The sequence below is a fragment of the Ruegeria sp. AE4 genome (genome assembly GCF_056542185.1).
In genome coordinates this window covers 44,426-66,851 of the sequence record NZ_JBQFZK010000019.1, presented here as the reverse complement: position 1 = coordinate 66,851, position 22,426 = coordinate 44,426, and the positions used below count along the sequence as shown (strand labels likewise).

36 protein-coding genes and 1 pseudogene are annotated in these 22,426 nt (G+C 56.8%); 13 read left to right on the top strand and 24 right to left on the bottom strand.

Features of this window, described 5'->3' with window-relative positions; all coding sequences use genetic code 11:
- Positions 1 to 164 precede the first annotated feature (164 nt).
- Entirely contained in the window at positions 165 to 1,157 is a 993-nt protein-coding gene (locus tag ACR0EK_RS17875; RefSeq protein ID WP_480559520.1) for a hypothetical protein, read from the bottom strand.
- 350 nt (positions 1,158 to 1,507) lie between these two features.
- Between ACR0EK_RS17875 and rpsJ the strand changes: the two genes are divergently transcribed.
- The 4 genes from rpsJ to ACR0EK_RS17855 are packed head-to-tail and all read left to right on the top strand — an operon-like array spanning position 1,508 to position 3,473.
- Complete coding sequence (gene rpsJ, locus ACR0EK_RS17870) at positions 1,508 to 1,822, top strand: 30S ribosomal protein S10 (RefSeq protein WP_008756422.1); 315 nt, start codon at positions 1,508 to 1,510, stop codon at positions 1,820 to 1,822.
- 18 nt (positions 1,823 to 1,840) lie between these two features.
- A complete protein-coding gene (gene rplC / locus ACR0EK_RS17865; RefSeq protein WP_480487330.1) occupies positions 1,841 to 2,566 on the top strand; it encodes a 50S ribosomal protein L3 in 726 nt (241 codons plus the stop codon).
- Entirely contained in the window at positions 2,563 to 3,180 is a 618-nt protein-coding gene (rplD, locus tag ACR0EK_RS17860) for a 50S ribosomal protein L4 (protein WP_480474058.1), read from the top strand. The genes rplC and rplD overlap by 4 nt, the downstream gene beginning before the upstream one ends.
- Positions 3,177 to 3,473 carry a 50S ribosomal protein L23 gene (locus ACR0EK_RS17855; protein ID WP_170609990.1) on the top strand — a complete coding sequence of 99 codons (297 nt, stop codon included), beginning with the start codon at positions 3,177 to 3,179 and terminating at the stop codon, positions 3,471 to 3,473. Before rplD ends, ACR0EK_RS17855 begins: the two co-directional genes overlap by 4 nt.
- Positions 3,474 to 3,756: 283 nt before the next feature.
- Here the strand turns inward: ACR0EK_RS17855 and ACR0EK_RS17850 are convergent, their stop codons facing one another.
- From ACR0EK_RS17850 to ACR0EK_RS17840, 3 genes are all read right to left on the bottom strand, one after another.
- Entirely contained in the window at positions 3,757 to 3,969 is a 213-nt protein-coding gene (locus ACR0EK_RS17850; protein ID WP_209505835.1) for a DUF1127 domain-containing protein, read from the bottom strand.
- A gap of 165 nt (positions 3,970 to 4,134) precedes the next feature.
- Entirely contained in the window at positions 4,135 to 4,596 is a 462-nt protein-coding gene (locus tag ACR0EK_RS17845; protein WP_480774307.1) for a hypothetical protein, read from the bottom strand.
- A gap of 21 nt (positions 4,597 to 4,617) precedes the next feature.
- A complete protein-coding gene (locus ACR0EK_RS17840; protein WP_480901031.1) occupies positions 4,618 to 4,986 on the bottom strand; it encodes an antibiotic biosynthesis monooxygenase family protein in 369 nt (122 codons plus the stop codon).
- A 77-nt stretch (positions 4,987 to 5,063) separates the two neighbouring features.
- Between ACR0EK_RS17840 and ACR0EK_RS17835 the strand changes: the two genes are divergently transcribed.
- Positions 5,064 to 5,495: a MarR family winged helix-turn-helix transcriptional regulator gene (locus ACR0EK_RS17835; protein WP_480901032.1), complete on the top strand. Its 432-nt coding sequence runs from the start codon at positions 5,064 to 5,066 to the stop codon at positions 5,493 to 5,495.
- A gap of 101 nt (positions 5,496 to 5,596) precedes the next feature.
- Here the strand turns inward: ACR0EK_RS17835 and rpmD are convergent, their stop codons facing one another.
- The 18 genes from rpmD to rplB form a co-directional block, all read right to left on the bottom strand.
- Complete coding sequence (gene rpmD, locus ACR0EK_RS17830) at positions 5,597 to 5,785, bottom strand: 50S ribosomal protein L30 (RefSeq protein WP_267364815.1); 189 nt, start codon at positions 5,783 to 5,785, stop codon at positions 5,597 to 5,599.
- 12 nt (positions 5,786 to 5,797) lie between these two features.
- Entirely contained in the window at positions 5,798 to 6,367 is a 570-nt protein-coding gene (gene rpsE, locus ACR0EK_RS17825) for a 30S ribosomal protein S5 (RefSeq protein ID WP_209505839.1), read from the bottom strand.
- Positions 6,368 to 6,552: 185 nt separating this feature from the next.
- Complete coding sequence (gene rplR, locus ACR0EK_RS17820) at positions 6,553 to 6,912, bottom strand: 50S ribosomal protein L18 (RefSeq protein WP_010437103.1); 360 nt, start codon at positions 6,910 to 6,912, stop codon at positions 6,553 to 6,555.
- 11 nt (positions 6,913 to 6,923) lie between these two features.
- Positions 6,924 to 7,457: a 50S ribosomal protein L6 gene (gene rplF / locus ACR0EK_RS17815; protein WP_039523384.1), complete on the bottom strand. Its 534-nt coding sequence runs from the start codon at positions 7,455 to 7,457 to the stop codon at positions 6,924 to 6,926.
- An 11-nt stretch (positions 7,458 to 7,468) separates the two neighbouring features.
- Positions 7,469 to 7,861 carry a 30S ribosomal protein S8 gene (rpsH, locus tag ACR0EK_RS17810; protein WP_209505841.1) on the bottom strand — a complete coding sequence of 131 codons (393 nt, stop codon included), beginning with the start codon at positions 7,859 to 7,861 and terminating at the stop codon, positions 7,469 to 7,471.
- Positions 7,862 to 7,874: 13 nt separating this feature from the next.
- Positions 7,875 to 8,180: a 30S ribosomal protein S14 gene (gene rpsN / locus ACR0EK_RS17805; protein ID WP_010437098.1), complete on the bottom strand. Its 306-nt coding sequence runs from the start codon at positions 8,178 to 8,180 to the stop codon at positions 7,875 to 7,877.
- 19 nt (positions 8,181 to 8,199) lie between these two features.
- On the bottom strand, positions 8,200 to 8,760 hold the full coding sequence (gene rplE / locus ACR0EK_RS17800; RefSeq protein ID WP_209505843.1) for a 50S ribosomal protein L5: 561 nt from the start codon (positions 8,758 to 8,760) through the stop codon (positions 8,200 to 8,202).
- Positions 8,753 to 9,064 carry a 50S ribosomal protein L24 gene (gene rplX, locus ACR0EK_RS17795; RefSeq protein WP_480474055.1) on the bottom strand — a complete coding sequence of 104 codons (312 nt, stop codon included), beginning with the start codon at positions 9,062 to 9,064 and terminating at the stop codon, positions 8,753 to 8,755. The genes rplE and rplX overlap by 8 nt, the downstream gene beginning before the upstream one ends.
- Positions 9,065 to 9,066: 2 nt before the next feature.
- Positions 9,067 to 9,435 (bottom strand): 50S ribosomal protein L14, encoded by a 369-nt coding sequence (gene rplN, locus ACR0EK_RS17790; protein ID WP_005621870.1) that lies wholly within the window; start codon positions 9,433 to 9,435, stop codon positions 9,067 to 9,069.
- Positions 9,436 to 9,510: 75 nt separating this feature from the next.
- Positions 9,511 to 9,741 carry a 30S ribosomal protein S17 gene (gene rpsQ, locus ACR0EK_RS17785; RefSeq protein ID WP_209505845.1) on the bottom strand — a complete coding sequence of 77 codons (231 nt, stop codon included), beginning with the start codon at positions 9,739 to 9,741 and terminating at the stop codon, positions 9,511 to 9,513.
- 4 nt (positions 9,742 to 9,745) lie between these two features.
- Complete coding sequence (rpmC, locus tag ACR0EK_RS17780) at positions 9,746 to 9,952, bottom strand: 50S ribosomal protein L29 (protein ID WP_209505847.1); 207 nt, start codon at positions 9,950 to 9,952, stop codon at positions 9,746 to 9,748.
- A gap of 203 nt (positions 9,953 to 10,155) precedes the next feature.
- Entirely contained in the window at positions 10,156 to 10,659 is a 504-nt protein-coding gene (locus tag ACR0EK_RS17775) for a hypothetical protein (protein WP_480538830.1), read from the bottom strand.
- 149 nt (positions 10,660 to 10,808) lie between these two features.
- Entirely contained in the window at positions 10,809 to 11,429 is a 621-nt protein-coding gene (locus ACR0EK_RS17770; RefSeq protein ID WP_480474052.1) for a 2OG-Fe(II) oxygenase family protein, read from the bottom strand.
- A gap of 236 nt (positions 11,430 to 11,665) precedes the next feature.
- Positions 11,666 to 12,079 (bottom strand): 50S ribosomal protein L16, encoded by a 414-nt coding sequence (rplP, locus tag ACR0EK_RS17765; protein ID WP_267364819.1) that lies wholly within the window; start codon positions 12,077 to 12,079, stop codon positions 11,666 to 11,668.
- A gap of 12 nt (positions 12,080 to 12,091) precedes the next feature.
- Complete coding sequence (gene rpsC / locus ACR0EK_RS17760) at positions 12,092 to 12,802, bottom strand: 30S ribosomal protein S3 (RefSeq protein ID WP_209505853.1); 711 nt, start codon at positions 12,800 to 12,802, stop codon at positions 12,092 to 12,094.
- On the bottom strand, positions 12,802 to 13,182 hold the full coding sequence (gene rplV / locus ACR0EK_RS17755) for a 50S ribosomal protein L22 (RefSeq protein WP_039538267.1): 381 nt from the start codon (positions 13,180 to 13,182) through the stop codon (positions 12,802 to 12,804). Before rplV ends, rpsC begins: the two co-directional genes overlap by 1 nt.
- A gap of 3 nt (positions 13,183 to 13,185) precedes the next feature.
- Positions 13,186 to 13,464 (bottom strand): 30S ribosomal protein S19, encoded by a 279-nt coding sequence (gene rpsS / locus ACR0EK_RS17750; protein WP_005980699.1) that lies wholly within the window; start codon positions 13,462 to 13,464, stop codon positions 13,186 to 13,188.
- Between the two features lie 3 nt (positions 13,465 to 13,467).
- Positions 13,468 to 14,310 carry a 50S ribosomal protein L2 gene (rplB, locus tag ACR0EK_RS17745; RefSeq protein ID WP_480474051.1) on the bottom strand — a complete coding sequence of 281 codons (843 nt, stop codon included), beginning with the start codon at positions 14,308 to 14,310 and terminating at the stop codon, positions 13,468 to 13,470.
- A 295-nt stretch (positions 14,311 to 14,605) separates the two neighbouring features.
- Here rplB and ACR0EK_RS17740 point away from each other — a divergent pair, with 295 nt between their 5' ends.
- Positions 14,606 to 15,727 carry a hypothetical protein gene (locus ACR0EK_RS17740; RefSeq protein WP_480901033.1) on the top strand — a complete coding sequence of 374 codons (1,122 nt, stop codon included), beginning with the start codon at positions 14,606 to 14,608 and terminating at the stop codon, positions 15,725 to 15,727.
- A 74-nt stretch (positions 15,728 to 15,801) separates the two neighbouring features.
- Here ACR0EK_RS17740 and ACR0EK_RS17735 read toward each other — a convergent pair.
- Both ACR0EK_RS17735 and ACR0EK_RS17730 read right to left on the bottom strand, forming a co-directional pair.
- Positions 15,802 to 15,900: pseudogene (locus tag ACR0EK_RS17735) on the bottom strand (50S ribosomal protein L23); the annotation flags it as partial.
- Positions 15,899 to 16,933, bottom strand: coding sequence for a fatty acid desaturase (locus ACR0EK_RS17730; protein WP_480508542.1), 1,035 nt, complete (start codon positions 16,931 to 16,933; stop codon positions 15,899 to 15,901). The gene ACR0EK_RS17730 and the pseudogene ACR0EK_RS17735, both read right to left, overlap by 2 nt.
- Before the next feature lie 319 nt (positions 16,934 to 17,252).
- On the opposite strand from ACR0EK_RS17730, the gene rplO reads away from it, so the two are divergent.
- From rplO to ACR0EK_RS17695, 7 genes are all read left to right on the top strand, one after another.
- On the top strand, positions 17,253 to 17,726 hold the full coding sequence (rplO, locus tag ACR0EK_RS17725; protein WP_480496037.1) for a 50S ribosomal protein L15: 474 nt from the start codon (positions 17,253 to 17,255) through the stop codon (positions 17,724 to 17,726).
- A gap of 110 nt (positions 17,727 to 17,836) precedes the next feature.
- Positions 17,837 to 19,201 carry a preprotein translocase subunit SecY gene (secY, locus tag ACR0EK_RS17720; RefSeq protein ID WP_480508517.1) on the top strand — a complete coding sequence of 455 codons (1,365 nt, stop codon included), beginning with the start codon at positions 17,837 to 17,839 and terminating at the stop codon, positions 19,199 to 19,201.
- Positions 19,198 to 19,842: an adenylate kinase gene (locus ACR0EK_RS17715; protein ID WP_209505861.1), complete on the top strand. Its 645-nt coding sequence runs from the start codon at positions 19,198 to 19,200 to the stop codon at positions 19,840 to 19,842. The genes secY and ACR0EK_RS17715 overlap by 4 nt, the downstream gene beginning before the upstream one ends.
- Positions 19,839 to 20,216, top strand: coding sequence for a hypothetical protein (locus ACR0EK_RS17710; protein WP_480921009.1), 378 nt, complete (start codon positions 19,839 to 19,841; stop codon positions 20,214 to 20,216). Before ACR0EK_RS17715 ends, ACR0EK_RS17710 begins: the two co-directional genes overlap by 4 nt.
- 192 nt (positions 20,217 to 20,408) lie before the next feature.
- Positions 20,409 to 20,777 (top strand): 30S ribosomal protein S13, encoded by a 369-nt coding sequence (gene rpsM, locus ACR0EK_RS17705; protein WP_170576075.1) that lies wholly within the window; start codon positions 20,409 to 20,411, stop codon positions 20,775 to 20,777.
- Positions 20,778 to 20,792: 15 nt separating this feature from the next.
- Entirely contained in the window at positions 20,793 to 21,182 is a 390-nt protein-coding gene (gene rpsK, locus ACR0EK_RS17700) for a 30S ribosomal protein S11 (protein WP_170462414.1), read from the top strand.
- 114 nt (positions 21,183 to 21,296) lie between these two features.
- Positions 21,297 to 22,313, top strand: a complete 1,017-nt coding sequence (locus ACR0EK_RS17695; protein WP_209598874.1) for a DNA-directed RNA polymerase subunit alpha — start codon at positions 21,297 to 21,299, stop codon at positions 22,311 to 22,313.
- Positions 22,314 to 22,426: the final 113 nt, after the last annotated feature.

The window sequence follows — 22,426 nt, the reverse complement described above, 5'->3', positions numbered from 1 at the left end:
CGGCGCCGGCGTCGTGTCGAAGATCGTAGAATAATCCGTAGGCCAGGCTTCAGCCCGGCACATCGGTGAACAAACGAAGGCCGCTCCATAAGGGGCGGCCTTTTTGTTTACTCTAACCATACGCCGAAGAACCTTGGCTCAGAAGGCGGTGCAGTCGCGAGTTTTCATAGTGTGGAAAAATCGATGTTGAGATAAAGTAGCTCCTCCCCGTCTTCGCTAAAGGTGGCTCTCACACCCATGCCATAAGGTACTGCCTTTAGAATGCGAGTCACAATGCCGGATGTTGGAAAGCGTGGGCCATTTCTCTTGATCGACCATCCGCCGTCGACGCGTAATGTGCCATCTCGGTTCTCGTAGGGTTTTTCGGAACTGATATTCTCGCCCACACGAAAGCCTTGGGCTTCTAGCCAAGATGCAGCCTCAGCCACACCACCCCATTCGTGTAGCAACCTGAACATGCAGACCTTTGCGTCTCCGATCGTCGAAATCTCATCCCAATCCATTCGCAGCAGATCTTCGCGGATTCCAGCATCTGCGCCGCTCTCAAGGCAGGATTGTGTATCTGGAAACCTGTATGATGCACGCACAACACTGATGTTCATTCTGTGTGAAAACTGTAACTGGAACTCTGGCTGACCAGTATTTAATGGCACCGCTGAAAAAATCAGTGCCGTTGCGAGTGATTTCAGAAAGTAAAGAAGTAGGCCCAGAATCAAGAGTGCAAGGGTTTTCTTTGGGAGGTTTGCATTCCGAAAACCCTCAGGTTGCCAGAGATACTCTTGCTTGATCTTCGGACTTTTCATCCAACGAAGCGTCACCAAGCTTAGTAGGGCCAGAACAAGGAATACACCCAGCAAAATGTAGGAGAAGCCCATTGGAGCACTCAGTAAAAGTGCGATTGCAAGTAACATGGTCCAAGGTGCAACCAATCGTTCTGGATCGATCATTCTGGGCGAAAAACAGAAGGCGAGAATTGAACCCAAAAGGAAGAGGGGGGAAGTCAAAGTAAACAACAGCATCAGTAAAAAAAACTGTATCGCGATTGCGTGGGTATAATGGATGTTGGGATCGTCGTTAAACAGGTGTGCAATATCAAACGCGCCCACATGCAACAAAGCAGGGAAAACAAGTGAATTGGATAACAAGGCTTCCGTCAAAGCGTAGGGTTTCCCACTGATTATAAAAGCAAGTGCGGGTAAGTCTGTCAGATACTTAGACCCAAGGACTACTCAGTTTAGAGTGGTATTCAAGTCGGGTATTCCCAACCAAAAAGTGAAAATTCAGATGCTTCGCGTCGATGTCGTTCTCGGTTCGACACGTGTCTCTCAGCTGCCGTCTGAGAGAGAACCAACTTCCCCCTTGCCAAACCCCGCCAACCCCACTAATACGCGCGAGTTCTCAACAAGAACGTCAAGGCGGGGTGATTCCCGCCTTTTGGGTTCGATGAGGGTTGGCGATGCGCGTCTGTCCTCCTCTCAACCCCAACGCCTGACAAAAGGCTGTTATTATGCAAAGCCAAAATATCCGTATTCGGCTGAAGGCATTTGACTATCGCGTTCTGGATGCCAGCACGCAAGAGATCGTCAACACTGCCAAGCGGACCGGCGCGAATGTGCGCGGCCCGATCCCGCTGCCGAACAAGATCGAGAAGTTCACGGTTCTCCGTGGCCCTCACGTTGACAAGAAATCCCGCGACCAGTTCGAGATCCGCACGCACAAGCGTCTGCTCGACATCGTTGATCCGACCCCCCAGACCGTGGACGCGCTGATGAAGCTCGACCTGGCTGCTGGTGTGGACGTCGAGATCAAGCTGCAGTCGTAAGATCGGAGGGTATAGAATATGCGCTCTGGTATTATCGCAAAAAAAGTTGGCATGACCCGCCTGTTCATGGAAGACGGCAAGCAGATCCCTGTGACCGTTCTTCACCTGGACAACCTGCAGGTTGTTGCACAGCGGACCGCTGAAAAAGACGGCTACACCGCCGTTCAGCTGGGCGCTGGTGCTGCCAAGGCAAAACGCACCTCGAAGGCCATGCGCGGTCACTATGCCGCTGCCAAGGTCGAGCCCAAGCGCAAGCTGGCCGAGTTCCGCGTCTCCGAAGATGGCCTGATCGAAGTGGGCGCCGAAATCTCGGCAGAACACTTCCTGGCTGGTCAGAAGGTTGACGTGTCGGGCACCTCGATCGGTAAAGGCTTTGCCGGTGCGATGAAGCGCCACAACTTCGGTGGTCTGCGCGCCTCGCACGGTGTGTCGATCAGCCACCGTTCGCACGGTTCGACCGGTCAGTGTCAGGACCCGGGCAAGGTGTTCAAAGGCAAGAAGATGGCCGGTCACATGGGTGCTGCCCGTGTTACCACCCAGAACCTGGAAGTTGTCAAAACCGACGCCGACCGTGGTCTGGTCTTCATCAAAGGCGCCGTTCCCGGACCGAAATCGGGCTGGGTCACCGTCAAGGACGCCGTGAAGAAGAAAGCACCGGAAGGCCTGCCTTTCCCGGCTGCTGTGAAATCGGCTGCAACCGAAGCACCTGCGGACGAAGTATCCGCGGAAGGTGGTGAAGCATGAAACTTGATGTAATCAAACTGGACGGCGGCAAGGCCGGCGACATCGAGCTGGATGCAGACCTGTTCGGCCTCGAGCCGCGCGCGGACATCCTGCACCGTGTGGTCCGTTGGCAGCGTAACAACGCGCAGGCCGGCACCCACAAGGTCAAGACCCGCTCGGAAACCAGCTACTCGACCAAGAAGATCTACCGCCAGAAGGGCACCGGTGGCGCACGCCATGGTGACCGTAACGCACCGATCTTCCGCAAGGGTGGTGTTTACAAGGGCCCGACCCCTCGTTCGCACGGCCACGACCTGCCGAAAAAGTTCCGCAAGCTTGGCCTGCGCCACGCTCTGTCGGCCAAAGCCAAAGCAGGTGAACTGGTTGTGATCGAGAACGCCGAAGCCGAAGGCAAGACCGCCGCACTGGCCAAACAGGTTGCAAACCTGGGCTGGAAACGCGCTCTGGTCATCGACGGCGCGACCGTGAACGAAGGGTTCCTGAAGGCGTCGCGCAACATCGAAGGTCTGGATATCCTGCCGTCGATGGGTGCAAACGTTTATGACATCCTCAAGCGTGACACCCTGGTGCTCACCAAAGCGGCTGTCGAAGCACTGGAGGCTCGTCTGAAATGAGCGCGAAGGCAGAACACTACGACGTGATCCGCAAGCCGATCATCACCGAAAAGTCGACCATGGCGTCCGAAAATGGCGCGGTTGTCTTTGAAGTGGCGATCGAAAGCAACAAGCCGCAGATCAAAGAGGCCGTTGAGGCACTGTTTGGTGTGAAGGTCAAGGCGGTGAACACCACCGTGACCAAAGGCAAGGTCAAGCGGTTCCGCGGCCAGCTGGGCCGTCGGAAAGACGTCAAGAAAGCATATGTGACCCTGGAAGAGGGTAACACAATCGACGTAAGCACCGGTCTCTGATCCAACGCTTACAGCGACACTTTTCGGCCCCGGTGGATCACTCCTCCGGGGCCGATTTCGTTTCAGACGTCAAAGCTCTGGGTTTGCGCGTCAGGGCAGGGCGGTCACACGCCCTCCAGCGGCCGCTCAGGGCAATTCTGGCGTCACCGGCACTGTGGGCCGCATCAAACAGCTATCGCACCCTCTGACGGCCGCTGAGCGGCCTGCTCGCGGGGCAGGGCCTGCACTGAACATAGAAAAGGCGCCCTAAGGCGCCTTTGGGTCGTTTCAATTGTGTGAGTGGTTACGAGCAATATACGTGCCGGTGCGCGATATCTGCGATGTCGCAGCGGCGGATGCCGATATCGTCCAGCTCACGGTTGCTCAGACGCTGCAACTCGGTATAGGTGCGCTGATACTCAGCAGCACGTGCGCGGGCTGTTTTGATCCGTGTGATCATGTCAGCGATCCGGGTGCCGAAGTTGAAGCCGGTATGGGTCAGTGTCGCAGTTGTCATCTCCGTATTCCTTTCTCGTATCAGGGCGTATTCCCTGACGTTTCCTTTTGAGTTCCTTCATTGGACAAGGCAGAGATAGGAGCGTTTGCTATCGCTAACAACGCAGATTTTGGTCTAGCCGATATGCATCTGTTGAATGGCTATACATGTCGTGGGCCACGTCAATCACACGCCGCTTTCATTTCTTTCGCGCGTTTTTTTGCGGGCGGCCATCGCCCGACCATCACGTATGCTCAGCCCCATCAGTGTCAGATTGGTCGCCCCGGCAATCAGTTCGATGATCTGTACAATATAGAAGCTGGTATCAAACGAACCCGCGTTTGCCTTTGCGCTCAGGTAGACAGCGGCTGGAACAAGGACGATGAGCCCGTTCATAGCAATGATCGGCATCCGTTTCTTTTTGGCGAGCGCAGGGGCATCTTTTCGACGACGCCCAAGTGTCGCCCCGGATGCACCGACAATCACCATTGCAGGCACCAGAACAAAGAGCCCGCTGACGATCATGGACTTTACTGCCGCGACGGTCTCATGGTTTGCAAATAACTCACTGTACAAAGTGGATGTCCAGAATACGAGGATCGTAAGAAAGCCTACTACTCCGGCGATGGGGTGGATGGTTCTTAACATGTTGCTACTCCCAAATGAGGGTCAGGCGACGCAGTGGTTTTCGACTGCGAGCTTGCGAAGAAGATGTGGCCGGGCCACTGCGCTTGCTGGATAGTCCGCGATCCGACGCTGGAACTCGGGATGAGTGAATGCGTCGCGAAAGCTTTGCACGTTCTGCCAGATCGCGTAGTTCACAAAGGTCGAACTGCCCGCGATACCCTGATGGAGCTGGGTCGAGATATATCCCGGTTGCGATTTCATGAAATCCGCATCATGCGCCCATGCCCGAAGCAGCGACTTTTCGTCTTCGGCGTCCACCGTAAACAGGTTGATCAGCACCACCGGTCCTTCCTCGGTCTGCATCTGATCTGCCAGCGTGACGATCGTGTCCAACTCTTTGATACGAGCCATTTCGGTTCCCTTCGATTCTGAAATATAGCAAGCTATATAAAATTGCATAGCATGCTATTCAAGTGTAAATCCAGGACATGGACTTCGAAAAAGAAAACTCGGCCGGGTATCTGGTTAATCACATGGCACGATTGTTCGCAAAGGAGTTGCAGCAACGCATTGCGCCCTTTGGCATCGTCGTCGGACAATTCCCAATCTTGCTGGAACTCTGGCTCAAAGACGGTGTGACGCAAAAGGATCTGCTGACCAAAATTGACGTCGAACAGGCGACATTGGCCAACACGCTTAACCGTATGGAACGTGATGGCTTGATCAAAAGAACGAAGAACCCTGCTGACGCCAGGGCTCAATTGATTTGGTTGACCGAGAAGGCCGCAGCACTTCGCAACAGCGCCTACGAGGCAGCTCAGAACGTGAATGTCGATGCATTACAGGTCTTGAATGACCCTGAGCGCGCACAATTCATGAACTATATGCGTCGAGTCATAGGCGGCATGCGCTCAAGGTGAATTGACGGAGGATCAGTTCACGGCACCGGCATGCAAGCCATTAAACAAAAAACGCCCCCGACCGAGGTCGGAGGCGTTTCTAAGTCTTCGAAGCTGCGGGCTTAGCCGCGTTCTTCGATGATCTCTACCAGATGCGGGATCTTGCGGATCATACCGCGCACCGAAGGAGTATCCTCCAGCTCACGGGTTCTGTGCATCTTGTTCAGGCCCAGGCCGATCAGGGTTGCGCGCTGTTCGGCGGGGCGACGGATCGGCGAACCGACCTGTTTGACGACGATGGTTTTTGCCATGACGTGCTCTCCTTATGCTTCTGCTTCAGCAGCAGCCGGTGCATCGTCCCGCTTGGGCAGGATGTCAGCAACCTTTTTGCCACGACGTGCGGCAACCGAACGCGGGCTCTGCTCTTTCTGCAGGCCGTCGATGGTGGCGCGAATCATGTTGTACGGGTTCTGCGAGCCCAGCGACTTGGACACAACGTCCTTGACGCCCAGCATTTCGAACACGGCACGCATCGGACCACCGGCGATGATACCGGTACCTTCAGGCGCGGCGCGCATAACCACTTTACCGGCGCCGTGACGGCCCTCGATGTCGTGGTGCAGGGTCCGACCTTCGCGCAGCTGCACGCGGATCATCTGACGCTTGGCTTGCTCAGTCGCCTTGCGGATGGCCTCAGGTACTTCTTTCGCTTTACCCTTGCCAAAGCCGACGCGGCCTTTCTGATCGCCGACAACCACCAGAGCGGCGAAGCCAAAGCGCTTACCACCTTTTACGGTTTTCGACACGCGGTTGATTGCGACCAGGCGATCTGCAAATTCCGGTGTTTCTTCACGGTCGCGGCCACGGCCCCGACGGTTTTCACGTTCTGCCATTTGGCATCCCTTTTCCTCTAGAGGCGCTTGCGGCGCCAATTACTCAATCGAAGTGAACCCGTGAATGACATTCTGGGGCTCCCCGATCATCGAGGCGGGCGGACCCGCCTTCAAAGTGCCGGTGCCGGGCTGAAGCCCGGCCTACGGCGTCGATCAGGTAGGCCGGGCTTCAGCCCGGCACACCATCAGATCTTCAGGCCACCTTCACGCGCAGCGTCGGCGACAGCCTTCACTTTGCCGTGGAACAGGAAGCCGCCACGATCGAAATAGGCCTCTTCGACGCCTGCCTTCTTGGCACGCTCGGCGATGGCCGCGCCGACTTTCGTCGCCGCTTCGACGTTGTTCTTGCCAACAACACCCAGATCTTTTTCCAGGGTCGAGGCCGAGGCCAGGGTCACGCCACGTACGTCGTCGATCAGCTGAACAGAGATGTTCTTGTTCGAACGGTGTACGGACAGGCGCGGACGACCCGCGTTGACCTTGCGAAGTTTGTTCCGAACGCGCAGGCGGCGCTTCAGAAACAGGGTTCTTTTGCTGTTTGCCATTGTCTGCGTCCTTACTTCTTCTTGCCTTCCTTGCGGAAGATGAACTCGCCCTTATAGCGGATGCCCTTGCCTTTGTACGGCTCGGGGCGGCGCCACTCGCGGATTTTGGCCGCGGTTTCGCCCACCAGCTGCTGGTCGATACCTTCCACAACGATCTCGGTCTGCTTCGGTGCGGTGATGGTGACACCTTCCGGAGCTGTGAAATCTACATCGTGGCTATAGCCCAGGTTCAGCTTCAGGGTGTTGCCCTGCATCTGCGCCCGGTAACCCACACCCTGAATCTCCAGCTCTTTTTTGAAGCCTTCGGTCACACCAGTTACCAGGTTGGCAACCATGGTGCGGCTCATGCCCCACTGCTGGCGGGCACGCTTGGACATGCCGCGAGGGTCGATCTTGACCACGTTGTCTTCAACCGACAGCGTCACGTCGTCGGTGGCGGTGAAGCTGCGGGTGCCTTTCGGACCTTTGACTTCGATGGTCTGACCCGACACAGAGGCGGTAACGCCGCTGGGCAGCTCGACCGGTTTTTTACCAATACGAGACATTGCAGACCTCCTTAGAAGACGGTGCAGAGCACTTCGCCGCCAACATTGTTGGAGCGAGCGTTTGCGTCCGACATCACACCTTTCGGAGTGCTGACAATCGACACGCCCAGACCCTGACGGACCTGCGGGATGTCATTGACGCCCATGTATACGCGGCGACCGGGTTTCGAAACCCGCTTCAGTTCGCGAATGACAGGGGTGCCTTCGTAGTATTTCAGGCTGATTTCGATGGCCGGATGACCGTTTTCACCGGTCGTCTTTTCATAGCCACGGATGTAACCTTCGTCCGCCAGCACGTCCAGAACCCAAACACGCAGCTTCGACGCCGGAGTGGATACGGTGGACTTGCCGCGCATTTGCGCGTTGCGGATACGGGTGAGCATATCGCCGATAGGATCATTCATATCTATGTCTCCCTTACCAGCTCGATTTCACCATGCCGGGGATCTGACCAGCAGAACCCAGCTCGCGCAGCGCGATACGGCTGACCTTCAGCTTACGATAGTAAGCGTGGGGACGACCGGTCAGCTGACAACGGTTGTGCAGACGGGTAGCCGAGCTGTTGCGCGGCAGTTTCGCCAGTTTCAGACGCGCCTTGAAGCGCTCTTCCATCGGCTTGCTCTCGTCATTCGCGATTTCTTTCAGCTCGGCACGCTTTGCGGCATATTTGGCCACCAGGCGTTCGCGCTTCTTCTCGCGTTCGATCATTGCTTTCTTAGCCATGTCTCAATCCTCCCGGCGCTTACGCGTTGAACGGCATGTTGAATGCTTTCAACAGTGCCTTTGCTTCAGCGTCGGTTTTCGCTGTGGTGGCAATTACGATATCCAGGCCCCAGACCTCGTCGACCTTGTCGAAGTCGATTTCCGGGAACACGATGTGCTCTTTCATGCCCATGGCAAAGTTGCCACGACCGTCGAAAGAAGGCTTAACACCGCGGAAGTCACGAATACGCGGCATCGCGATCGTGATCAGACGATCCAGGAATTCGTACATCCGGTCACCGCGCAGGGTCACTTTCGCACCCAGCGGCATGTCTTCCCGGACGCGGAAACCCGCGATCGACTTCTTCGCCTTGGTTGCAACGGCCTGTTGACCGGCAATCGCAGTCAGGTCCTCGACAGCGGCTTTCGCTTTCTTCGAGTCTTTGACGGCCTCAGCACCACAACCGATGTTCAGAACGATTTTTTCCAGCTTGGGCAGCTGCATATCGTTCTTGTAGCCGAACTCTTCTTTCAGAGCGGCACGGATGGTCTCGGCGTACTGCGCTTTCAGGCGCGGGGTGTAGGTTGCGTTATCAAGCATCGATCACGTCCCCTGTGGTCTTGGCAAACCGCACCTTCTTGTCACCTTCCATACGAAAGCCAACGCGGGTTGCTTTGCCGTTCTTATCCAGCAGTGCCAGGTTCGACAGCTCGATCGGGTTTGCCTGAGGCAGGCGACCACCTTGCGAGGTTTGCGACTGGCGGGTGTGGCGGATGGCGATGTTGATACCATCGACAACAGCTTTACCGGCTTTGGGGTCAACCGAGGTGATAGTTCCCTCTTTGCCCTTGTCCTTGCCGGACAGCACGACGACCTTGTCGCCTTTGCGGAGTTTAGCAGCCATGATTACAGCACCTCCGGAGCCAGCGAGATGATTTTCATGAAGTTCTTCGCGCGCAGTTCACGAACAACGGGGCCAAAGATACGGGTACCTACGGGCTCGTTGTTGTTGTTCAGGATGACGGCGGCGTTGCGATCGAAACGGATCGCGGTGCCGTCTTCGCGACGGACTTCCTTGGCGGTGCGTACGACGACGGCCTTACGGACGTCACCTTTCTTTACGCGGCCGCGCGGGATGGCTTCCTTCACCGAGACGACAATGATGTCGCCAACGGAGGCGTATTTACGCTTGGAACCACCCAGGACCTTGATGCACTGAACTCGGCGTGCGCCAGAGTTGTCAGCGACATCCAGATTGGTCTGCATCTGGATCATGTGGTTTCTCCCGACCTGTGGGGGCTGGTCTGATTAAATCCCCCAGGGTTTCGACAAATGAAAAATCCCGGAAGCTTACGCTTCCAGAACTTCCCAACGTTTCGTCTTCGATTTCGGCGCGCATTCGATGATGCGTACAGAGTCGCCGACCTTGAAGGCGTTCTTTTCGTCATGAGCCCGGTATTTCTTGGACTTACGAACGGTTTTGTGCAGCAGCGGGTGCTTGAAACGGCGCTCGACCAGCACGGTGATGGTCTGTTCGTTGGCGTCGCTGGTCACGGTGCCTTGCAGGATACGCTTGGGCATCTGATTACTCCTCGGATGCCGCAGCAGCGGCCTTTTCGTTCAGGATGGTTTTGACGCGGGCAGCGTTGCGGCGGGCCGCTTTGATGCCAGCAGTGTTTTCCAGCTGACCGGTTGCCTGTTGAAAGCGCAGGTTAAAGCTTTCTTTCTTCAGGTTGACCAGTTCCTCGCGGAGCTGATCAGGGGTCTTGTCACGCAGTTCTTGGGCGTTCATCGCCTTTTTCCTTTGCTCAAAACACCAGAAGGCCCCGTACACGGGTCACCTTTGACCTGGTGGATGAATGATAGACATACGAATCGCCCGACAACGCCGGGAGACCGCAAGATGCCGCTCTATAGGGGGTTAGGGGTGGGGTGGCAAGGGAAAGTTTGCCATGCGGGAACAGGGAAATTCCCAAAATCAAAAACTCGCGTGTGTCACCGTGTCAGACCCTGGCTATTTGCCACTCTGGTCAATACGGACAGCATCTCGGAAACCTCTTCCGGTGAAAGACGGCCATGACCGTCCAGGAACGCTCCGATGTCACGCCCGGTATATCGCCCCGTCAGCTTCCCTTCCTCAAGGATCAGATTGTTTCGCACGAGCTCCACGGCGGTCACATGGCAAATACGGCATTTCTCGATGAAGATCCCGCCCGAGTCCCGGATAATTCGGAAATGAGCAAGCAGAACCTCGGCCTTGTCCGGAGTCACCCCGCCATGACCGGAGCGCAGGTAAATTTCGACCGCCCGTCCGGACCGGGCTCCGACCAGCACGCCATCTGACACATTAAGCTCATCCCAAACGAAATCACCGGAATGGGGGGCGTGGCATCCGGAACAGCTGTTTTCGTAGATGCGGTGCGGGTCGACCTCCTGTCCCACTACGCCAGTCGCGCTTGAGACCAGTAGCCCTATGATCAATGTGACAAATCTCAGCACGGTGTGTCCGATCAAACCAGATACGCGGCACTCCGGTCCGACTCATCAGGCAGACCGACGCATTGGAGCGGAGTCTACAACGAGCAGGCTTAAGTGTGCTTGATCCCGATCAATCAAACAGGTGCAGAAGTCAGCCCTGCCAGAAACGGTCACTCCCACTTATAGTTGAAACTCACTGAAATCCGCTCTTCCTCGGCCATGTTCATCGGCACCTCGTGGCGCAGCCAGCTTTCCCACAGCAGAACATCGCCCACCTGCGGCTTCACATAGATGAAGGGCTGCAAATCGCGTCGCCCGCCTTTCAGCCGCGTCGGCGCGGCCATCATGCGGCCCGAACGGGGGTCTTCCAGTTTCAGCGCGCTCGCGCCTTCTGGCATCGCCACATAGGTGGTGCCGGAAATCACACTGTGCGGGTGCAGGTGGCTGGAATGCATGCCGCCTTCGGGCAGGATGTTGATCCACAGGTCTTCCAGCTTCAGCTTGCCCTCGCCCAGATCAAACTCCAGATCCTTGGCAAAAGCCGCCACATGGCTGTCCAGCGCCTTGACCAGATCGGCGAATATCGGAAACCGCCAGGGCAGGTCGGTCAGCGAGGCATAGCTGGTGTAACCGGGATAGCCGTTTTCTTCGCACCAGTCCTGACCGGCCTCGTCATCCTCGGCGATGACAAGGCACGAGCTTTCCAACTCCTCCGCATCGATCGGGGGACCGAATTCGGACAAAGAGGCACGATAGAGGCGGGTGACGAAGAGTGATTCAATCTGTGGCATGGCGCCGTCTTAACCCAGCCGCGTGGCGAAGGCGATGGCTGTTTTGCGAGGCTCTGCCTCGCGCTCCGGGATATTTGCGGCCAGATGAAGAACGGATCCCCTGCTTCATCTGGCCCAAAATATCCCGGGGGAGGCGCGCGGCACGCGCGGCGGGGGCAGAGCCCCTGACGAAAAACCCCCGCCGGTGGTCCGACGGGGGCCAAACTTGTCACGAACGGGGGGTGCCCCCGGATCGCTTACCAGTCTTCGCGAACCACGACGCGGGTCTTGATCGGCAGCTTCATCGCAGCCAGGCGCAGGGCCTCGCGGGCGATGTCGTCATTGACGCCGTCGATCTCGAACATCACGCGACCGGGCTTGACCTTGCAAACCCAGCGGTCGACCGAACCCTTACCTTTACCCATACGAACTTCGATCGGCTTTGCAGTGACCGGAGTGTCGGGGAAGATGCGGATCCAGACACGGCCCTGACGCTTCATGTGACGCGTCATGGCACGACGTGCAGCTTCGATCTGGCGTGCGGTTACACGCTCAGGCTCGATCGCTTTCAGGCCGTAGGTGCCAAAGTTCAGATCAGAGCCGCCCTTGGCTTCACCCTTGATCCGGCCTTTGTGCAACTTGCGGAATTTTGTACGCTTTGGTTGAAGCATATCTTTCCCTCCTTAGCGACGACCGCCACCAGCACCACGAGGTGCAGGGCCGTCCTGGAGTTCCTGTGCTTTACGGTCACGTGCCTGCGGATCGTGCTCCATGATCTCCCCTTTGAAGATCCAGACCTTGATCCCGATGATCCCGTAGGGGGTCATCGCTTCGGCATGTGCGTAATCGATGTCGGCGCGCAGCGTGTGCAGCGGCACACGGCCTTCGCGGTACCATTCGGTCCGTGCGATTTCGGCACCACCCAGACGGCCAGCGACGTTCACCCGGATACCCAGGGCGCCCATGCGCATGGCGTTCTGTACGGCACGCTTCATCGCGCGGCGGAACGAAACACGGCGTTCCAGCTGCTGAGCGATCGACTCGGCAACCAGCTGACCGTCAAGCTCGGGCTTGCGCACTTCGACGATGTTCAGGTGCAGTTCGCTGTCGGTCATCGCGGCCAGCTTCTTGCGCAGAACTTCGATGTCTGCACCTTTCTTGCCGATGATGACACCCGGACGTGCGGTGTGGATCGTAACGCGGCACTTCTTGTGCGGACGTTCGATGATCACACGGGCAACACCGGCCTGCTTGCACTCTTTCTGAATGAACTCACGGATCTTGAGGTCTTCCAGAAGAAGATCACCGTAGTCCTTGGTATCTGCGTACCAGCGGCTGTCCCAGGTGCGGTTGACCTGAAGGCGCATGCCGATCGGATTGACTTTATGTCCCATTAGGCTTGCTCCTCAACTTGACGCACCTTGATGGTGATCTCCGAGAACGGCTTCATGATCTTGCCGAAACGGCCACGGGCACGCGGGCGACCGCGCTTCATGACCAGGTTCTTGCCAACCCAGGCTTCGGCGACGATCAGTTCGTCAACGTCCAGGTTGTGGTTGTTTTCGGCATTCGCGATTGCGGACTGCAGGCACTTCTTGACGTCCTGCGCGACGCGCTTGTTCGAGAAAGTCAGGTCGGTCAGGGCCTTCTCGACTTTCTTGCCGCGGATCATTTGCGCAACCAGGTTCAGTTTCTGCGGGCTGGTGCGAAGCATGCGCGTTTTCGCCATTGCTTCGTTTTCAGCCACGCGGCGGGGGTTCTTTTCCTTGCCCATGACTTACTTCCGCTTCGCTTTTTTGTCTGCGGCGTGGCCATAATAGGTCCGTGTCGGCGAATATTCACCGAACTTCTGACCGATCATGTCTTCCGAGACGTTTACCGGGATATGCTTCTGGCCGTTGTACACACCAAAGGTCAGACCCACGAACTGGGGCAGGATGGTGGAACGACGCGACCAGATCTTGATGACTTCGTTGCGGCCCGACTCGCGCGCTGCTTCGGCTTTTTTCAGCACGTAAGCATCGACGAAAGGACCCTTCCAAACAGAGCGAGACATGGATTAACGTCCCTTCTTCTTGGCGTGCCGCGAGCGGATGATCAGCTTCTGGGACGCTTTGTTCTTGTTGCGGGTACGCTTACCCTTGGTGTCCTTACCCCACGGCGTAACCGGCGTACGGCCACCCGAGGTACGGCCCTCACCACCACCATGCGGGTGGTCGATCGGGTTCATAGCAACACCACGAACCGACGGACGCACGCCCTTGTGGCGCATACGACCGGCTTTACCGATGTTCTGGTTGCTGTTGTCGGGGTTGGACACGGCACCGATGGTGGCCATGCATTCCTGACGGACCATGCGCAGCTCGCCCGAGCTCAGACGGATCTGAGCGTAGCCGCCATCGCGGCCAACAAACTGAGCGTAAGTACCGGCCGCACGTGCGATCTGACCGCCTTTGCCCGGCTTCATCTCGATGTTGTGGACGATGGTACCGATGGGCATGCCCGAGAACGGCATTGCGTTGCCCGGCTTGATATCGGCCTTTGCCGACGCGATGACCTTGTCACCAACAGCCAGACGCTGCGGAGCCAGGATATACGCCTGCTCGCCGTCTTCGTATTTTACCAGTGCGATGAACGCGGTCCGGTTCGGGTCATATTCGATCCGCTCGACGGTTGCCGCGACATCAAATTTGTTCCGTTTGAAGTCAACGATCCGGTAGAGACGCTTTGCGCCACCGCCGCGGCGGCGTGAAGTGATCCGTCCGGTGTTGTTCCGGCCGCCCGATTTGGTCAAACCCTCTGTAAGAGACTTGACCGGACGTCCTTTCCAAAGCTCCGAACGGTCGATCAGCACCAGCCCGCGCTGGCCCGGCGTCGTCGGCTTGTACGACTTGAGTGCCATGCTTTCTGTCTTCCGTTTAGCAAGTGCAGGGGAGGTCCCCCGCTATGTGATAGGCCCCCGTAGGTGCCAAAGGTATAGGGCCCCGAAGGTCCCCGGTTGCAAAATATCTAAGGCCCCGGAACGAATCCGAGGCCGCAAGATTGGGTGCGTTTAGCAGTGTTGGGAGTTGGTGTCTATAGGGTGCGGCAGATTATCTTAGCGTTGCTGACAACACACTGAGGGAGTTGCTCACACTTTTCAACTCTACTACCTCAAAAGGTGAAAGAATCCAGTCTAGAAAGCGGGTAACGCGTTGATGTTAAAAACACTAATCAGCCAATTTGGGAGAAAGGAGCTCGAAGTATATGAATGGGACAGAAATGACATTTTGATGAAGAGGCTGCCGGATCGACCCCAGTGGGCTCACTTCGCAAATGCCAGACCAGCACTTGAGTTTTCAGGCTGGCAGCTTGCGCAGGCAGTTGTTAAAACAGATTTCCTGATAACAAAAAGTAGATATTTGCAAAGCCTTGGGTTTCTCCTCCAATGCCACCACGTTCTTAACCCAAACATGGGTGGAAATTTGAGGCTTGTAGACGGTGGATCCGGCCTGCTTAGCGATGTTTCTCAAACCAGCATGAGCGCTCGCCTAGGGCAAGGTATCTCTGTTCTTTTCGCTCAGAACTTAGGATACGATTTTGTCAGTCATCTAGCTACCGACCCGGACGTCAAAGTGCACAAGAAGACCAATAAAATTGGCACAGTAGCAGATTTTCTTTTCGAAAACTCCTCTCGGGAGCGTATGATACTTGAAGCGAAGGCCTCTTTTGCGCTGCAAGAAAACAATCCTTCCGGGGTGAAGCAAGTGCTTAAACCCGCCCTTGAGAAACAAGTTGCACCGTGGCTTAGCGCAATTTCCCCACCTGCCAGTAAAGGATACGCCACCCTTACGTGTTTTCGCGAGGCATCGAGCAATACGCAGAGCGCCCTGGTTTTTGTAGACCCACCAGGGGATGAAACCGTAACAGGAATGAAGTTGCCACCTAGTTGGGTTCTTCGTAGAAATTATAGTTCTTGGCTTGCCGCAATGGGAATGATTGAAACAGCCCAACAGCTTATTGGAGCAGATATCACAGAAAGTCGGTCCCATGACATTGACCTAGCTACAATCAGGGATCGAGCGTTTGTTGTTACCCGGTTTCACCCTGAAATTTCTGAGATGGAAGATATCTACGTCGGAATCGATTTGAGTATATATTCTCTCATTCGCGATACGATAAATGGCTCGGAAGACGCACTATTGGGCTACGAGCAGGTGGAGTGGGAACCTGATGACTTCGGGCAACGGCCAAATGGCAGCCTCATGTCAGATGGAACATTTTTTGGGTCAATTGATGAAATCCAAGAAATTAAATCTCCTAAGAAACATTACACGTAGTTTCGCAATGTTCACGAAAACAAAAAACCCCCGCTTTCGCGGTGGCCTTTATCTCTCTCCAAAGACGGGTTCGATCAGAGACCGGTGGACACGTCGATGGAGCTGCCCTTTTCCAGGGTCACATAGGATTTCTTGACGTCTTTCCGACAGCTCAACCGGCCAAGGAACTCCTCACCCGTAAAGCGCGCGGGCCTCGGCGAATGACAGCAGTCGGCGGCTTTGCTCATCCCAAAGGTGCAGGCGCGCGTTGGCGAGGCTCTCGCGGATGGTCATCCGGTTGCTGTTTGCCAGCTCATCATGGTCGCGCAGCACTTCGGTCAGGCGATAGAATGGAATGCGGCTGTACAGGTGATGCACGTGGTGGATGCCGATATTGGCGGTGAACCACTGCAACACGGACGGCAATATATAATGAGAGCTTCCGTGCAGCGCCGCTTCGTGCAACTGCCAGTCTTCATCGGCGTCCCAATGCGTGTCCTCGAACTGGTGTTGCACATAGAACAGCCATACCCCGGCGGTGGCGGCAATCAGGGTCGAGGGCAGGAAGATCAGCACCATCGGCATCAGCCCGCCAAAATAGTAAATGGCCACAAGCGCAACCAGAATGGCAAGATTGGTGGCCATCGCGCTGACCCAGAACCGGACGCTGTCGGTCAGACCCAGCGGAAGGCGGTTTTGAAACAGGAACAGATATCCGGGGCCAAAAACGAACAGGGTGATCGGGTTTCGATACACACGATACCAGAACCGGTTCATCGGGGTTTTCGCCTGATATTCGGCCACGGTCAGGGTGTGGATATCGCCCATCCCGCGTTTGCCCAGATTGCCGGAACTGTTGTGATGTGTGGAATGCGTGCGGCGCCAGACATCATAAGGTGTCAGCGTCAGAACTCCGATCGAGCGTCCAACCCAGTCACTGACCGTCCGGTTCTTGAAGAACGCGCCGTGCCCGCAATCGTGCTGGATGGCAAACAGGCGCAACAGAAAGGCCGCGTTGAGAACGGAAATCGCAAAAGCAAGCCAATAGCTGACCGACAGCGACATCCAGGACAAAGCCCAGAGCGCGAAGAAGGGGATGATACTGACGCCCAGCTCAAACGCGCTGCGCAGCTGGTCGGGTTCGCGATATTTGGCAAGCGTTGTTACCCAGTCACGTGCAGCGGTAGCCCCAGGCTGTTTCCGGGTCGAGAGAGTGGTTTCAGTCATGCGCCTGCCAAGTTCTTGTTTGTGGCAATCCGGATAGACTACCGCCCGGTCATGGCAAGCGATATTTGCCAAAATCGCCATATTTCGTGCTCAATTTTCGGTCAGACCCCGGTGAAGGTGTCCTTTTGGGTTCACCCGCGGGGCCGGTCCCGGGGCTTTGGCCGATCAGGCCAAGCGGCTGGCGATCTACAGTCTTGCCAAGCCCTGCCATCGGGCCTATACGCCTGCGGTGGCTTTTGGGCCGCGAGAATCAAAACCAAGAAATGCCGTGTTTGGCCCATCACGCTTCGGGGGTCATATCCGGCTTAGGAGAAGCGAAATGAAACTGAACGAATTGCGCGACAATCCTGGCGCCGCCCCAAAACGCACCCGCGTTGGCCGTGGTCCGGGTTCCGGCAAAGGTAAAATGGGTGGCCGTGGTATCAAAGGCCAGAAATCCCGCTCGGGTGTGGCCATTAACGGCTATGAAGGCGGTCAGATGCCCTTGTACCAGCGTCTGCCCAAGCGTGGCTTCAACAAGCCCAACCGCAAGGAATTCGCCGTCATCAATCTGGGCCTGATCCAGAAATTCGTCGAAGCCGGCAAGCTGGACGCCAAGGCTGCGATCACCGAAGACGCTCTGGTTGCGTCCGGTCTGGTCCGCCGCAAGCTGGACGGTATCCGCGTTCTGGCCAAAGGCGAGATCAGCGCCAAGGTTGATCTGGAAGTGACCGGTGCGTCGAAAGCTGCTGTCGAGGCAGTTGAAAAAGCGGGCGGTTCACTGAAAGTCACAAAAGCCGCTGCGGCAGAGTAAGCGCTTGTGAGCGGGCAAAGACCCGCTTACATAGACTTCAGAGTTTTCCAAGACGCCGTCCGAGCCGGAAAACGGTTCCGGGCGGCGTTTGCATAAGAGAGACCGACTTTATGGTATCAGCAGCAGAACAAATGGCAGCCAACACAAGCTGGGCTGCCCTTGGCAAGGCCACCGATCTGCGCAACCGCATCCTGTTCACGCTGGGTTTGCTGATCGTCTATCGTCTGGGCACCTTCATTCCGGTGCCGGGGATCGACGGAGCAGCATTGCGCGAGTTCATGGAACAGGCGGGGCAGGGCATCGGCGGCATGGTTTCGATGTTTACAGGCGGGGCGCTTGGCCGAATGGGCATCTTTGCCCTTGGCATCATGCCCTATATCTCGGCCTCGATCATCGTGCAGCTGCTGACATCGATGGTTCCCGCGCTCGAACAGCTCAAGAAAGAGGGCGAGCAGGGCCGCAAGAAGATCAACCAATACACCCGTTTCGGCACCGTGGCGCTGGCCACCGTTCAGGCCTATGGTCTGGCTGTTTCGCTGGAATCGGGCGATCTGGCGACCGATCCGGGGCTGTATTTCCGCATGTCGACCATGATCACGCTGGTCGGCGGCACCATGTTCCTGATGTGGCTGGGTGAGCAGATCACCGCGCGCGGCATCGGCAACGGTATCTCTCTGATCATTTTCGTCGGCATCATCGCCGAGGTCCCCGCCGCCCTGGCGCAGTTCTTCGCGTCGGGCCGTTCGGGCGCAATCAGCCCCGCCGTGATCGTTGGTGTGATCGTAATGGTGATCGCCGTGATCATGTTCGTGGTCTTCATGGAACGGGCGCTGCGAAAGATCCATATTCAGTACCCGCGCCGTCAGGCCGGGATGAAAATCTATGAAGGCGGCTCCAGCCACCTGCCGGTCAAGGTCAACCCCGCGGGCGTGATCCCGGCGATCTTTGCCAGCTCGCTGCTGCTGCTGCCGGTGACGATCTCGACCTTCTCGTCGGGCGCTGCAAACGGGCCGGTCATGTCGTGGCTGCTGGCCAATTTCGGCCCCGGACAGCCGCTGTATCTGCTGTTCTTCGCGTCGATGATCGTATTCTTCGCCTATTTCTACACGTTCAACGTGTCGTTCAAGCCGGATGATGTGGCGGACAACCTCAAAAAGCAGAACGGGTTCGTGCCCGGTATCCGCCCCGGCAAGAAAACCGCCGAGTATCTGGAATACGTGGTCAACCGCGTGCTGGTGCTGGGTTCGGCCTATCTGGCCGCCGTCTGTCTGCTGCCTGAAATCCTGCGGGGCCAGTTTGCCATCCCGTTCTATTTCGGCGGCACCTCGGTTCTGATTATCGTCTCCGTGACCATGGACACGATCCAACAGGTTCAGAGCCATCTTCTGGCGCATCAATACGAAGGGCTTATCGAAAAGTCTCAACTGCGCGGCAAAAGCAAGAAACGCGGCAGGAAGGGACCCTCTCGTCGATGAATATCATTCTGTTGGGCCCCCCGGGGGCTGGGAAAGGAACGCAGGCGCGTCACTTGGTTGAAACACGCGGCATGGTACAGCTCAGCACGGGCGACATGCTGCGCGAAGCCAAGACCTCGGGCACCGAGATGGGCCGGAAGGTTGCGGCGATCATGGATGCGGGCAAGCTGGTCACCGATGAAATCGTTATCGGCCTGATCGAAGAGAAACTGACCACCGAAACAGGCGCCGGTTTCATCTTTGACGGCTTTCCCCGCACGCTGGCGCAGGCCGATGCTTTGGCCGCTCTGCTGACCAAGCTGGGCCAGTCGCTGCACACCGTGATCGAGATGCGCGTTGATGACGACGCGCTGGTGGGCCGGATCACCGCACGCTCAACCTGTGGCGGATGTGGCGAGGTCTATAACGACAACACCAAGCCGATCCCGGCAGATGGCAAATGCACCAATTGCGGCAAGGAAAATGATTTCCAGCGCCGCGCTGATGACAACGAAGACAGCCTGCGCACGCGCCTGATGGAATACTACAAGAAGACGTCTCCGCTGATTGGCTATTACTACGCCAAGGGCGATCTGCGCCCCGTGAACGGGCTGGCGGATATCAAGGAAGTGACGGCGTCGATTGAGGCGATACTGGGTTGAGCCAAGGCACCACAGTTGTGGTTCCAGAGGAATTGGTCGGTGCGTTTGAGCGTTACGGCGAAATAATTCGAGCTGAGAGCCCGCTGTTTTATAAGTGCATGTTGTTAGTGCTCCTGGTTGGGGCTCCTGTATCATTGGTCGTTTCGCTTTGGGTGTTGCCTGCGATATGGCCAAATGCGGCTAATTCACTCTTCTATTTTTTTCAGTTTGGGGCTCCTTTTTTGTTTGCGGTTCCGCTTGATCTAAAGAGGAGAAAACTTGAACGGGAGCGTTTCGAAATTTCTAACCTGTTTCGACGCCGTGGCCTGCACATCTGCCATGATCCGGGGCTTCGAGTTGATGTATTGAAAATCGTTCCCGGTCAGATCATCTAATTGCCTTGACGACCTTTGAAAAACTCTCTACGCACCCCCATCCCTAAAGGGAATCAAGACCGCATGCGGGATTCGTCCCAATTGCCCCGACCACCTCGAATAATACTGGACCCTCTGGCGTCACTGCCACGGTAAAGTGTTGTGAAAAAAGGTTCCGGAGTTACGGAACCGCAACAAAAAGGAAAGTGACACGTGGCACGTATTGCCGGCGTAAACATCCCGACTGCAAAGCGGGTCCCAATCGCCCTCACATATATCACCGGTATCGGCAACACCTCGGCCAAAGCGATCTGCGAAGCCGTGGGCATTGAAGCGCACCGCCGCGTCAATGAACTGTCGGATGCCGAAGTTCTGGCCATCCGCGAACATATCGACGCCAACTACACCGTCGAAGGTGACCTGCGTCGCGAAGTTCAGATGAACGTCAAGCGTCTGATGGACCTGGGCTGCTATCGCGGTCTGCGTCACCGCCGCAACCTGCCGGTTCGCGGTCAGCGTACCCACACCAACGCTCGTACCCGCAAAGGCCCCGCAAAGGCCATTGCCGGTAAGAAGAAATAAGGGAGGGTCTGACCGATGGCACGCGATAAGACTCGCATCAAGCGCAAAGAGCGCAAGAACATCGCATCGGGCGTTGCCCATGTGAACTCGACCTTCAACAATACCAAGATCCTGATCTCGGACGTACAGGGCAACGCCATCTCGTGGTCGTCTGCCGGTACCATGGGCTTCAAGGGATCGCGGAAATCTACTCCGTATGCCGCGCAGATGGCTGCGGAAGACGCAGGCAAGAAAGCGCAGGAACATGGCGTCAAGACGCTGGAAGTCGAAGTTCAGGGCCCCGGTTCGGGCCGTGAATCGGCTCTGCGTGCGCTGGCTGCCGTGGGCTTCAACATCACGTCGATCCGCGACGTGACACCGATTGCTCACAACGGCTGCCGTCCGCCGAAGCGTCGTCGCGTCTAAGCGATCTGGAATTAAGCTGGGGCTGTGTTTTTACACGGCCCCAGCACGTCATTTTGAACCTCGGGCGTCTGCACCTTGTTGGTCATGGGGCGCGGGCAGGAATGGAGGGATTACATGATCCACAAGAATTGGGCAGAATTGATCAAGCCGACCCAGCTGGAAGCCAAGCCGGGCAACGACCCTGCGCGTCAGGCGACACTGGTTGCCGAACCGCTGGAACGTGGTTTTGGTCTGACCCTGGGCAACGCCCTGCGTCGCGTTTTGATGAGCTCGCTGCAAGGCGCGGCCATCACCAGCGTCCAGATCGACAACGTCCTGCACGAGTTCTCGAGCGTGGCGGGTGTGCGTGAAGACGTCACCGACATCATCCTGAACCTCAAGCAGGTTTCCTTGCGCATGGAAGTCGAAGGCCCCAAGCGCCTGTCGATCAATGCCAAAGGCCCGGCAATAGTTACGGCTGGTGACATCAGCGAAAGCGCAGGTATCGAGGTTCTGAACCGCGATCACGTCATCTGTCACCTGGATGACGGCGCCGACCTGTTCATGGAGCTGACCGTCAACACCGGCAAGGGTTACGTTTCGGCTGAAAAGAACAAGCCGGAAGATGCGCCCATCGGTCTGATCCCGATCGACGCGATCTATTCGCCGGTCAAGAAAGTCGCCTATGACGTTCAGCCGACCCGCGAAGGCCAGGTTCTGGACTATGACAAGCTGACCCTGAAGATCGACACCGACGGTTCGATCACCCCCGATGACGCACTGGCCTACGCCGCGCGCATCCTGCAGGATCAGCTGTCGATCTTCGTGAACTTCGATGAGCCGGAATCGGCTGGTCGCCAGGACGAAGATGATGGTCTGGAGTTCAACCCGCTGCTGCTTAAGAAAGTGGACGAGCTGGAACTATCGGTCCGTTCGGCAAACTGCCTGAAGAATGACAACATCGTCTATATCGGCGACCTGATCCAGAAGACCGAAGCCGAGATGCTGCGCACCCCGAACTTCGGCCGCAAGTCGCTGAACGAGATCAAGGAAGTGCTGTCCGGCATGGGTCTGCACCTCGGCATGGATGTCGAGGACTGGCCGCCCGACAACATCGAAGATCTGGCAAAGAAATTCGAAGACGCGTTCTAAGCATCTTCGACTGCGGCGGCGGGGCCAACCTGCCGTCGCAGGTTTTGTACATTTTGGACCAATCGGGTCCGAAAGCCGGTACAAAACGTACAATCCGGGCAATCCCGCCCCAA